The 12786-nt window shown below is 38.7% G+C and carries 10 protein-coding genes; all 10 read right to left on the reverse strand.

The window, feature by feature from the left end:
* Positions 1–81: 81 nt before the first annotated feature.
* Positions 82–870 (reverse strand): MBL fold metallo-hydrolase, encoded by a 789-nt coding sequence (locus ACQQ2I_RS20175; RefSeq protein WP_431030561.1) that lies wholly within the window; start codon positions 868–870, stop codon positions 82–84.
* A gap of 13 nt (positions 871–883) precedes the next feature.
* Positions 884–1705: a two-component system regulatory protein YycI gene (locus ACQQ2I_RS20180; protein WP_431028503.1), complete on the reverse strand. Its 822-nt coding sequence runs from the start codon at positions 1703–1705 to the stop codon at positions 884–886.
* Positions 1692–3017 (reverse strand): YycH family regulatory protein, encoded by a 1326-nt coding sequence (locus ACQQ2I_RS20185; RefSeq protein ID WP_431028504.1) that lies wholly within the window; start codon positions 3015–3017, stop codon positions 1692–1694. Before ACQQ2I_RS20185 ends, ACQQ2I_RS20180 begins: the two co-directional genes overlap by 14 nt.
* Positions 3014–4852, reverse strand: a complete 1839-nt coding sequence (gene walK, locus ACQQ2I_RS20190) for a cell wall metabolism sensor histidine kinase WalK (RefSeq protein WP_431028505.1) — start codon at positions 4850–4852, stop codon at positions 3014–3016. The genes ACQQ2I_RS20185 and walK overlap by 4 nt, the downstream gene beginning before the upstream one ends.
* A gap of 6 nt (positions 4853–4858) precedes the next feature.
* Entirely contained in the window at positions 4859–5569 is a 711-nt protein-coding gene (gene yycF / locus ACQQ2I_RS20195; RefSeq protein ID WP_391374515.1) for a response regulator YycF, read from the reverse strand.
* A gap of 257 nt (positions 5570–5826) precedes the next feature.
* Positions 5827–7287, reverse strand: coding sequence for a peptidoglycan DD-metalloendopeptidase family protein (locus ACQQ2I_RS20200; RefSeq protein ID WP_431028506.1), 1461 nt, complete (start codon positions 7285–7287; stop codon positions 5827–5829).
* A 268-nt stretch (positions 7288–7555) separates the two neighbouring features.
* On the reverse strand, positions 7556–8842 hold the full coding sequence (locus ACQQ2I_RS20205; RefSeq protein WP_431028507.1) for an adenylosuccinate synthase: 1287 nt from the start codon (positions 8840–8842) through the stop codon (positions 7556–7558).
* A gap of 148 nt (positions 8843–8990) precedes the next feature.
* Positions 8991–10346, reverse strand: coding sequence for a replicative DNA helicase (gene dnaB / locus ACQQ2I_RS20210; RefSeq protein ID WP_431028508.1), 1356 nt, complete (start codon positions 10344–10346; stop codon positions 8991–8993).
* 13 nt (positions 10347–10359) lie between these two features.
* A complete protein-coding gene (rplI, locus tag ACQQ2I_RS20215; protein WP_431028509.1) occupies positions 10360–10803 on the reverse strand; it encodes a 50S ribosomal protein L9 in 444 nt (147 codons plus the stop codon).
* Entirely contained in the window at positions 10800–12773 is a 1974-nt protein-coding gene (locus ACQQ2I_RS20220) for a DHH family phosphoesterase (RefSeq protein ID WP_431028510.1), read from the reverse strand. The genes rplI and ACQQ2I_RS20220 overlap by 4 nt, the downstream gene beginning before the upstream one ends.
* Between the last annotated feature and the right edge of the window lie 13 nt (positions 12774–12786).

Genomic DNA, 12786 nt, shown 5'->3' on the forward strand with positions numbered 1-12786 from the left:
CAAAAAACATTAAAATTACATGAAAACTTTTTAAAACTCCATTAAAAATGCCCTACGCAAAAATTGCGTAAGGCATTTAATTTATACTGTTACAAGCTTCGTCGGCTTGTCTGCATCTGTATCATGGAGATGTAAAAACTCCCCTTCAATAATACCGCATGACTGCAATGTTTGGGTTACGCTCATACGTGCCAACTCTTTCATATTGTTATCTTTACTTAAATGGGATAAATACATTTGCGTTGGCTTTTCAAACACCACTTCACTCATTGCCACGGCTGCATCCTCATTGGATACATGTCCCACATCGGACAAAATACGTCGTTTAATGCTCCACGGATAGCGCCCCATTTGTAGCATTCCTACATCATGATTGCTTTCAAATACGAAGGCATCTGCCCCACGTATATGCCCTTTCATGCGATCACTCACATAGCCAGTGTCTGTCATCACTGCGAGCTTGCGGTCATTTTCGTGAAAAACATAAAACATCGGATCTGCTGCATCATGTGAAACAGCGAATGATTGAATGGACAACGAGCCAAATGATTTTGTCGTTTCCATATCAAATTGGAAGCGTAAATCGGTTGGAATATTCCCGATGAGCCCATCCATCGCTTCCCATGTTTTAGCATTAGCAAACACCGGAATATTATACTTTCGGGCCACAACGCCAAGCCCTTTTATATGATCGCTATGTTCATGCGTCACAAGTAAGCCTGTTAGCTTTTTCATATCACGGTCAATTTTTGAAAAGAGCTCCTCCATCTTTTTACCGCTTAAGCCGACATCCACTAAAAAGGCATGCTCATCATTTTCTACATATACAGCATTACCTGTACTGCCACTAGCTAAAACACTAAATCGCATCATTGAAACTCCTTTATTCTTCTACTACCTCTTCTATATCTGGTTTAAATTCAATTACTTTCCCTTGGATTGCATTCACAAAATATTGTTCCTCTTCACCTTCAGCTGTTCGTACACGTACTTCCCATGTAGGGGTAAATACTTGTGTTTGGGTTAACTGCATTAGCGTGGAATAGCCTAATCTCATCGAGGCAATATGTGAATCTGTTTTCAATAAGTTTTTTGTATACAACACGCGCAGTATTTGTAACGGCGATAAAATTACTTTTTGTTGTTCAATCACTTCTACTTTCTCAAGCATCGATTGCTCATACATAAACACTTCGCCATTTGCATTCCAATGAATTTTGACATAACCGTTTTTACTGTATTTATTGTAGTATAAGGTGTATTCATTAAAACGTTGAGAAAATGTGGCCGTGCGTAATTCTTCATTAATCTCCCATAGTTCAAATGAAGTCCCTTCATACACATATTGTCTTACAAAATCCTTTAACGTAGTCGGCTGCTTTGTACTAATTAATTTAATCGGTTCTTTAAATGTGACGACTAATTCACTGTCGCTAATCAGTTGATATTGTTGATTATTGTTCGTAGGAAGTTCATCTAACGAATAGGTTTTGACTTTAGCGGATATATACGGTGCTTTCTCGATATTATTCGGTAGCCCTGCATATGTAATCCCCTCTTCCTTTAATCGTTCTTCAATATCATTTTGTCCTAATGGTTGTACCTTTTGCGCTTCGCTATAGGCCTTTAAATATTGTGAATACAAAAATATATTTAAAATTAGAAAGACACCAATGAATATAGATTTTGTTTTATTCCAATCCATATTCATCACCTCCAGCCCATTCTGTCGTAAGGCGTGTCCAACTACTACCTGTTATAGCAAACCAGCTTGGTTCCAAAATGTATAAATCCGAATTTTCACCTTGCCTTAAATAATAGCCAATGACCAAATCATCCACTTTCGCGAGATCAAGCTCCGTATGTCGATTAATATGAGCTACAATATCATGACCAGAAGCGAGTACCTTAATCGCTTTGACCGCTGTAATGTCTATATCAAGTGAATAAGATGGACGTCGGTAACGGTAAATCCGTTGCTCTCCCCATGTGGTAGAAACACGGGTTAAGACATTCCCACTAAATACAGGATAACCTTGTAAAAATAGCTGGTATTCTATGACATGCTTTTGCAAATTCATCGCTGCTAAACGATAATCCCCGGTAAAACCACCATGCTCATTGACAAAACCAAATGTATCTTGTACTAAACGGTAAGGTTCAATGCCTGCAATGCTTTCTGCTGCCGGGTCTACATAGTTCATTATTTTCGTATCTGTATCGAGTGTTAACAGAGACATACTATCTGTGTACTTTTCCTGTGAGCCTTCTACTGTTTTTTGTACAATGCTTGTGTCTTCAAATAATACTTCTTTTAATAAATCGGATGAAAAATTATTAACAAAGTACGTATACTGTATCACTTCTAATGGGTCTACTATTGTATAGAGAGACAGTTGATGTTCACGAGCCAATTCTCTGTATGGTAAGTAATTTTTAGGTTGCCCAACGAATAACTCTTTAAATTCCTCTGTATTCGCAACCGTTATATCTACACGATACACCGTTTCATTACTTGTGCTTACAAAGAATACTTGTACTTGCCGATTCTCCTCAACTGTATTCCAGTCAATCATGAGTCGATTAAATGTCGCATCGTGAAACTCCGTATCCTCTATCGGAATAATCTCTTGAAATGCTTGTATTGGTATATCGATCTGGAAAAACATTGTCATACGATTTTGGATACGTATCATTTCATTTGTTTTTTCATTCGATAAATTGGCATTAAGTAGCGTAAAGTTTTTAGCTTGTAACTCATGGAAATGGTCCATAATCGTATCAATTGCTACTGTCGAGCTTGTGCCATAAAAGCCTTCCTGTGTTGAGAAAAGCATACGATATGGCTTCATCACATCTGATAGGCTCTTTTTATCGCCCATTAAAGTATAATCCGTCTGCGGGACTTCCGTAAACGGATATTCAGGTTTATAGCTCCACGTCATAAATGTAAGCATCAGGCTCATGAGAACAAGAAAGAATAATATAAACGATTTAATCGGTTCTATATATTTCATTCCCAATCCCCCGCTTCGTCTAGTTCATAAGGTAATGTGAAGAAAACCGTTGTTCCTACACCCTCTTCACTTTCTGCCCATATTTTTCCGCCATGCGCTTCAATCATTTCACGCGCAATCGCTAAACCTAAACCTGTCCCACCCATCGAACGAGCACGCGCACGGTCTACTCGGTAAAAGCGATCAAAAATACGTCCAACATTTTCTTTTGGAATCCCCATACCATCATCGGAAACCATTACTTTTAACATATTGTCATGCACTGTAAACCCGAAGCGGATATTCCCACCGTCCGGCGAATATTTCAGCGCATTTGAAATAATATTATCGATGACTTGTGTTAATTTATCTGTATCCACTTCCACGAAATAGCTCGTCTCTGGCAATAAACGAATAAACTCTACATTTTGCGATTTTGACATTTCAAAACGTTCAATAATGCGTTCAAAGAATTTATTAAATTCTACAAATTCACAATCTAATTCATATTCTTGGCTATCCATTTTCGATAGCTGTAATAAATCATTGACTAAACGAATCATACGCTCCGTTTCTGTCTGTGTGACATTTAAGAAGTGCGGCGCAATGTTTTCGTCTTTCCATGCACCATCTGCTAACGCCTCTAAATAGCTGCGCATCGTTGTTAGTGGTGTACGAAGCTCATGCGATACGTTTGCTACAAATTCACGGCGTTCCATATCGATTTTTTCTTGCTCTGTAATATCATGCAATACTGTAATCAGACCATTTACAAAGCCTGTTTCCTTTTGAATCACCGAAAAGTTTGCACGTAAAATATACGGCACATCAGATGTACTAAAGTTCAAGTTCATAGGTTCTTTCATATAAATTAAATCTTCAAAACTATAATCTTGATCAATGCCTAGCACAGAAGCAATCGGACGATTTAATGTCGTTTCACGTGTAACATGCAACATGCTCATTGCTGGATCATTAATTAAAATGATGCGTCCCTTTCGATCCGTTGCAATCACACCATCTGTCATGTTACTAAGAACGCTTGCCAATTTACGACGTTCCGCTTCTGTTGTCGATTGTGATTCTTGCAAATGATTGGTTAAGTTATTAAACGCAATGGCCAGCTGTCCAATTTCATCTGTCCCATACACGCGCACTTTTCGCGAGAAATTTCCTTTTGACATTGCCTGTGCCTGGCGACGCATATCTGAAATCGGCCGTGTAATCGTGCGTGCTACTAAAATTCCTAAAATAATCGTAATGATGAGTGACATGGCTGTACCCGCTGCAAAAATGCGGTTAATATCATTCAATTGCACGAATATTTTTTCAATATCCGATTCAATATAAATAGCCCCAAGGACTTCTCCATTTGGGCCAACTGTAGCTAAAATGGGTGTTGCTAATGCCCATACTCGGTTTCGATTTTCTGGATCAAGTGCAATCTTTTCACTAGGCGTTTGAGATGAAATAGCTGTACGTATGATATCCTCATTCGATTTCTGCCCTACTAACGATTGGTTGTTTGAATCAGATGTGGCCAAAATACGGTTACGATGATCGATTACACGAATTTCCTTTATATCTCCGGTTGAAAACTCTTGTAAAATAATCCCTAAACTTGCTTCCAGTGTAGGCATCGTCGTGTCATCACGTTCTTTTAAAATTTCTTCACGAATGCTGTATTGTACTAAATCAATGCGTTGTATTATAGATTGTTGGAAGCTATCCTTTAAATTTTGTTCTAATTCTCTCGAGAAATAAAGACCAATAATTTGGAGCGCAATAATAATTAATAAAATATAAATGAATACCAGCTTTACGTGAATCGATTTAAAGAAGCTTACTTTTTGCATGTAGCTCTACTCCTGTTCAGGATTTCGTAAATAATACCCTACACCTCGTCTTGTGACAATCCATGTTGGATGACTTGGGTTATCCTCAATTTTCTCACGCAGTCGGCGAATTGTAACGTCTACTGTACGTACATCACCAAAATAGTCATAACCCCATACGGTTTGTAATAAATGCTCACGTGTCATTACTTGTCCAATATGTTTGGCCAAATAGTGTAGTAGTTCAAATTCCCGGTGTGTTAATTCAATCGCTTCACCACGCTTTAATACTAAATAAGCATCTGGTTGGATTGTTAAGGAGCCAATGGTAATATTATTCGATTCTTCTGTTGGTTCTTCCACTTGTGCTGTAACATTTAAACGACGCATATTCGCTTTCACACGTGCAATCAATTCACGTGTACTAAATGGTTTTGTGACGTAATCATCTGCCCCCATTTCAAGACCAAGTACTTTATCAATTTCAGAACCCTTAGCGGTTAACATAATAATAGGAAAATCGTATTTTTTACGCACTTCACGACATACTTCCATCCCATCTCGTTTCGGTAACATAATGTCTAAAAGCATTAAGTCTGGTTGCTGTTCTTCTATCTTTGCAAGGGCTTCTTCGCCATCATAAGCACAAATAACTGTATATCCTTCTTTAATTAAATTAAATTGTAAAATATCTGCGATTGGCTTCTCGTCATCAACAACTAAAATCGTTTTATTCATATATAAATCTCCCTTTCGCATTATAAATAACTATTCTATTTCTTACTCTAACACGCTTTTCTGTTCGATGCATCAAACACGTGCAACTCATATATTATTTCCTGAGAAATAATACTGCCCTAAATAAAAAGAAGGGAGGCCAGAAAGTGATAACTTTCCGGCCCCCTTTACTTCTTGATAAAATTGCTCCTGCGGTGGTCGCCCTCGTCGCAAAAGAACCATCTCAAAATGTCTTCAGATAGCTCTTCTTACTATAATTATTTTAATACAGATAGCGGATTAATGAGTGCTCCATTTTGCTGCACTTCAAAGTGTAAATGTGTACCTGTTGAATTGCCTGTTGAGCCCATAACTCCTATTTTTGAACCTTGTTCTACCACTTGACCGACTGATACATCAATGGAAGAAAGATGAGCATAAACAGTTTCATAACCGTTATTATGGTTAATCACTATTTTATTGCCATATGTACCATCCCAACCTGTGAATGTGACAACGCCATTATCAGTTGCTTTAATTGTATAATTGGATGGACGTGCAATATCAATTCCGCGGTGGTATGCTCCCCAACGTTCGCCCATATGACTTGAAATATAGCCGCCTACTGTTGGCCATGCAAATGAACCTGTACCGCGAGATGGGATTACTTTCGTGCCAATGACTTCGATCGTATTTACTGGTTCCGCTACTACTACTTCATTTGTCACTTGCTTGTCCTTTCGAACACCATTTTCAGAAGTAATCGTATAAAGCACTTCTTTTTGACCTGCTTTACCTTCTTGCTTTACTTTTGACTCCCCTTTTAGCATCGTGGAGTCTTCTTCCGTGATTTTTTGGAATTCAATTGCTTCCACTTTAAACTTCTCCATTACTACTTTTACTGTCACAAAAGGTTTCGCTACAGTCACATTTACTGGTTGTCCGATTTTTAATAACCCTGTTTCGGACATCTCTGGATTTAAAGCTAGTAATTCTTTTAACTTTAACCCGTGTTTTTTCGCAATGGAACCTAATACATCACCTTGTTGTACTTCATATACTTCTTTTTCTAGTGCACCTGATCGTAATAGCTCTACTGCTTGCTCAGGTGTAATAATGTCTGCTGGATTTACTTTTGCTGCTTCCCCTGTTACATCTTCTACTAGAGAAAGTTCTACTACACGTGTTTGATTTTCTTCTGTTAATGCTACTGGTTCCGTAACGTTATGATTATTCAATGCATCTAACTCTTGTTGAGATATGTATTGAAGTTTTAATAAATTCATTGCTTGTTCATACTCACTAGCATCTTTTAAGTAGGCAATACGCTCACCATTTACTGATAGTGCATATGCATCTGCTTCTACAGCGATAGAGTTTACTAGCTTTTCAATTGTCTCTGCTTCATTTACATTAGCTGTAAATACTTGTTCAGGCATAATTGTAATATTTGAACCAGCGTCAATAGAAAGCTCCTCATATCGAGTACTCGCTTCTTGTTTTTTCTGTGTAATGAGCTCATCGATTGTTTCTTTATTGGATACAGCACCAATATACTCATCGCCATTATAAATATGATAAATTTTATCGAATTTTTCTTTTTGATCTTCTTTTGCGAAACCAAGATTGAACGTTACAGTTGATAGTAAAGCAGCGACAACGATAATTTTTACACCGTTTGCTTTACAACGTTCTAAAAAGCTTTTTTGGCCGGATTTCGCACTTTCCTTAAAACCCATGATAAAGCCCCTTCCAACATTCTATCCTATCTATATAGAAAATAGTTTTCAAAAATTCATACTAATATACTTTAACACATCCTATTTTTAGATTGAAGGAATATTGTTTTTTGTAATGAAATTGTATTATTTCTGAAAAACTTTTCTTTTTCCAACTAAAATTTGGTATTTTATATTGTTTTTATAAAAAATGAGATTCCCCCAAAAGCAAATAATAGACAAATAAAAAACTTCTAGAAGTAACATGACTTCTAGAAGCTAATTGTGATTAGTCCCAAATTGTATTCACAACATTTGTCTGTTCACGCGCTGGACCAACAGAAAATGTCATGAGCTGTATGCCTGTTAACGCAACAATACGTTCCACGTAACGACGCGCATTTTCTGGCAATTCTTCTAACGAACGAACCCCTGTAATATCCTCACTCCAGCCTGGTAGTTCCTCATAAACTGGCTTACATTGTTCAATAATATGTAAGTTCGCAGGATATTCTGTAATGAGTTCACCGTTATATTCATAAGCAGTACAAATTTTTACCGTTTCTAAACCGGATAATACATCAATGGAGTTTAAAGCTAAATCCGAAATACCGGATACGCGACGAGAATGTCGTACTACTACTGAGTCAAACCAACCAACACGGCGCGGGCGGCCTGTTGTTGTACCATATTCACGACCTACTTCGCGAATATGATGACCTGTTTCATCAAATAATTCTGTTGGGAATGGACCATCTCCAACACGTGATGTATATGCTTTACATACACCTACAACACGCGATACTTGTGATGGACCAACACCCGCACCAATCGCAACCCCACCTGCTACCGGATTAGATGAAGTAACAAATGGATATGTCCCTTGATCGATATCTAACATTACACCTTGGGCACCTTCAAATAATACACGGCCGCCCTGATCTAATACATCGTTCAAAATTTTAGATGTATCTGTTACATATTGGGCAATTTCTTGTCCGTAACGATAATACTCTTCGAAAATTTCTTCAAATGGAATGCCTTCTACTTCATAGAATTTTTCAAATAGCTTATTTTTTAATGCAACATTTTCACGTAACTTTTGTTCAAATATTTCTTTATCCAATAAGTCCGCTACACGGATGCCGATACGTGCGACTTTATCTTGATAGCAAGGGCCAATACCTTTACACGTTGTACCGATTTTTTGATCCCCGCGCGCTTCTTCTTCTATTTTATCTTGATGAATATGATAAGGGAGAATAATGTGTGCACGATTTGAAATACGTAAATTGGATGTATCAATCCCTCGTGCATGTAAACCTTGAAGCTCTGTTACAATTGATTTTGGATTAATGACTAATCCATTTCCAATCACTGAGGTTTTGTCTCGATAGAAAATGCCTGATGGAATAAGATGTAGCTTATATGTTTCGCCGTCAAATTTAATCGTATGACCGGCATTATCTCCGCCCGCAAATCGAGCAATAATATCTGCTTTTTTAGAGAGGAAATCAGTAATTTTCCCTTTCCCCTCGTCTCCCCATTGTGTACCTACAACAACAATTGATGACATACTTGCACCTCCAAAGACAATTATTCGCACTTTAACGAATAAACCTATTTTAACAGGCTTTTTTTTATGTCGTCAACAATAAAACACGAACATTAACAACCATGTGAGGTTATCAATATTCGTGTCTATCAATTGTATACTATAAAGCTTATTCTGAAGGTGGTTGAATTTGTGACCAATCCACATCTAAGAATTTATTGTATTCTTTCTTAAACGCAAGCGTCACCGTACCTGTTGGACCGTTACGTTGCTTTGCTAAAATAATCTCAATCTGGTTTTTACTTTCAGATTCTTTATCATAATAATCGTCACGGTATAGGAACGCAACGATGTCAGCATCTTGCTCAATACTTCCCGACTCACGTAAGTCACTCATCATCGGTCGCTTATCTTGACGTTGCTCTACCCCACGAGATAGCTGTGATAACGCAATAACAGGTACTTTTAACTCACGCGCTAATCCCTTTAAGGAACGGGAAATTTCGGATACTTCCTGTTGACGGTTCTCTCCTGGCTTGCCGCTCCCTTGAATAAGCTGTAAGTAGTCGATTAAAATCATCCCTAACCCCTGCTCTTGCGCTAAACGGCGGCATTTTGCTCGGATTTCATTGACACGTACACCTGGCGTATCATCGATGTAGACACCTGAATTAGAGAGACTTCCCATCGCGATGGTAAGTTTGCGCCAATCTTCTTCTTGTAGGGCCCCTGTTCGTAACACTTGTGCGTCAATATTCCCTTCGGCACATAGCATACGCATCACAAGCTGATCCGCCCCCATCTCAAGTGAGAAAATCGCTACATTTTCACGTGCCTTTACGGCAACACTTTGCGCAATGTTTAATGCAAAGGCGGTTTTCCCTACAGAAGGACGAGCGGCTACAATAATTAAATCATTGCGTTGGAACCCTGCTGTAATACGATCTAAATCACGGAAGCCCGTCGGAATGCCCGTCACATCCCCCTCGCGCGATTGTAGTTGTTCAATATTGTCATACGTTTGCACAAGTACGTCTTTTACATGCTTAAAATCACCCGCATTTTTACGATTGGCAACTTCCATCATCTTCTTTTCAGCTTCTGATAAAAGCGCCTCAACCTCGTCCTCACGTGTATAGCCGTCCTCTACAATTTTTGTAGCCGTACGGATTAGACGTCGAAGCAATGCTTTTTCTTCAACGATTTTTGCATAATGTGCAATATTTGCGGCTGTAGGTACCGCGTTCGCAAGCTCCGATAAATAAGAGAGCCCACCTACATCCTCGATCTCCTTTTTAGCAGAAAGCTCTTCTGTCACTGTTACAACATCTATCGCCTTTCCTTGATCGCTTAAGTTAATCATCGTCTGGAAAATTTTCTGATGAGCAGTACGATAGAAGTCATCTGGCATTAAAATTTCAGACGCTGTAATCAATGCTTGAGGTTCAAGGAAGATAGCACCGATAACCGATTGCTCTGCTTCATGGTTATGCGGTGGAACGCGCTCCATCATGGATTCGTTCATTGTTGTATGCTCCTTATTCTGCGATTACATGTACTTTTAATGTTGCTTTCACTTCTTGGTGAAGCTTCACTGGTACATTTGTATATCCTAAAGAACGGATACCATCGCACTCCATTTTACGTTTATCAACTTTAATACTATGCTCTTTTTGTAATGCTTCTGCAATTTGCTTTGTTGAAACAGCACCAAATAGGCGACCACCTTCACCTGATTTTGATTTGATCGTTACTTCTAATTGCTCTACTTGTTCTTTTAAATCTTTTGCTGCTTGTAATTCTGCTGCTGCATTTTTCTCTGCAAGACGTTTTTGACCTTGTAGTTCGCTTAATGCTTGATTTGTTGCTTCCTTCGCAAGACCGTTTTTAATTAAGAAGTTGCGTGCATACCCTTCTGCTACGTCCTTTATTTCACCTTTTTTCCCTTTTCCTTTAACATCTTGTAAAAATACTATTTTCATTGCTCATTACTCCCTTCTACTATCTCTATAATAGCATTTGTTAAGTATTCCTTCACTTCATCAATCGAGTTTGCTTCCATTTGTGTAGCAGCGTTTGTCAGATGACCACCGCCACCTAACCTCTCCATAACAAGCTGGACATTCACCTCTCCAAGCGAACGCGCACTAATACCAATCAGCCCATCCTGCCTATGGGCAATGACAAATGATGCCGAAACATCCTTCATCGTTAGCAAAATATCGGCTGTTTGTGCAATTAACACGGAATCGTATATACGGCTATCCTCACCACACGCAACGGCGATGCCTGGTTTTACGAACTTTACGGTTTGCACTAGCTTTGAACGTTCGATATACGTATCTACATCTTCTTTTAATAGACGCTGAATTAAAATAGTATCCGCCCCATGCGTCCGCAGGTAAGAAGCTGCCTCAAATGTACGCGCTCCTGTACGAAGCGTAAAGCTTTTCGTATCTACAATAATACCGGATAACAACGAAGTAGCTTCCAAGCTTGTTACCTTCGCACTTTTTGGTTGATACTCTAACAGCTCTGTCACAAGCTCTGCTGTAGAGGAAGCATATGGCTCCATATAAACAAGCGTTGGACTATCTATAAACTCCTCACCACGTCGATGATGGTCAATAACGACTACTTTTTCAGTTCGATTAAATAAACGGCTATCAATCACCATCGTCGGCTTATGTGTATCGACAATCACTAACAATGATTTCTGCGTCATGAGTGATAATGCTTCATCCGGAGAAATAAACTTATCATAGAATTCCGATTTACTCTCGATTTCATCCATTAACCGTTGGACACTACCATTCAGTTCATTGAAGTTTAATACAACATAACCATCTATCTGATTCATTTCAGCCATTTTTCGCACGCCAACAGCGGCGCCAATCGAGTCCATATCAGGATTTTTATGCCCCATCACAAATACTTGATCACTTTCTTGGATAAGATCGCGAAGTGCATGGGAAATGACACGTGCACGTACGCGAGTGCGCTTTTCTACAGGGTTTGTTTTTCCACCGTAGAAACGTAATTTACCGTCTGGTTGTTTAATCGCTACTTGATCGCCCCCACGGCCAAGCACTAAATCTAAACTTGACTGTGCAAGCTCCCCAAGTTCAATTAATGACGGTGTACCTGCGCCGACACCTATACTTAATGTTAATGATAAGTTTTTCTGTAACGTTTTTTCACGCATATCGTCTAGAATGGAGAATTTCCCTTGTTCAAGTTCTGTCAAAATGGATTCATTTAATACCGCTAAAAAACGGTCTGATGAAACACGTTTAACAAAGAGACCATACTCAGCTGCCCACTCATTCACAATAGATGTAACAGCAGAGTTCGTGATACTACGCGCCTGATCATCCATCGCTTGAGTAATCTCATCATAATTGTCAATAAATAGAATAGCAAGTACAGTACGGTCAGCAAAATATTGTGTCTCAATCTCTACTTGTTCCGTAATATCAAAGAAATATAACAGCTTTTCTTCAGGTTTTGAGTACACACGATATTTTCGCTCTTCAATGGTGACAGTTGTTTCACGTAGCTCTTCAGGCTTTGCTATACTTACTAATCCATCTGATAGTTGGAAAACCTCTTCACCAATTAAACTTTCTGCACCTGTTGCTTTCAACATAAATGGGTTTGCCCATTCGATTTTGTACTCATCATCAATTAGTAAAATCCCAAATGGCATATGCAAGAAGGCTTCTTCCCCTACTTTTTTCATCCGAAAGGAGAGGGATTCAATATGCTTTTCTGTTTCTACATATATGTTTTTTTCAACTGTCCAGCCATAATAGAGTAATACCCCTGCCACGCCTATATAAATGAGGCCCATCCAGATGTTTACGACACACAGTAAGGCAGCTGTGACTACCGATAAAATCGATACATACAAAAGCGGATATCGGATCATACGTTTCCTAAACATACCCATTTTGATCAGCTCC

The sequence above is a fragment of the Lysinibacillus sp. LZ02 genome (genome assembly GCF_050613145.1).
Taxonomy (GTDB): domain Bacteria; phylum Bacillota; class Bacilli; order Bacillales_A; family Planococcaceae; genus Lysinibacillus_B.